Genomic DNA, 323 nt, shown 5'->3' with positions numbered 1-323 from the left:
CCGGCCCAACCGCAAGGGGGGAGGCGTCGAAGGTGTGGAGGGTGAGGGGGGTGAAGTCGTAACAAGGTAGCCGTACGGGAACGTGCGGCTGGATCACCTCCTTTCTAGGGAGAATAGGCTTCCATAGAGAGCGAAGAGAATTTGTTGCGTCCCAGCCTTCGGCCGGGGGCCCAGATGCGCCCGGTCCTGCCGTCGCGAGCCCGCTGCGTCCGGTCCCCGGGGTCAGCCCCGCGTACCTTGAGAGCCGCATAGCGAGAGGAACCGACCGAAGGTCGGTTCCGCATCGATTCTCGATCCAATTCTGAGAGATGGAACGAAGAGAG

The 323-nt window shown here is 63.2% G+C and carries 1 rRNA gene; it reads left to right on the top strand.

What is annotated here, in order from left to right:
- Window positions 1-104: ribosomal RNA gene (locus tag H6A16_RS10625) — 16S ribosomal RNA — on the top strand; the annotation flags it as partial.
- Between the last annotated feature and the right edge of the window lie 219 nt (window positions 105-323).

Origin of the sequence: Collinsella tanakaei (genome assembly GCF_016900375.1) — a bacterium.
Lineage (GTDB): Bacteria > Actinomycetota > Coriobacteriia > Coriobacteriales > Coriobacteriaceae > Collinsella.
This window is presented reverse-complemented; position numbering and strand designations above follow the sequence as displayed.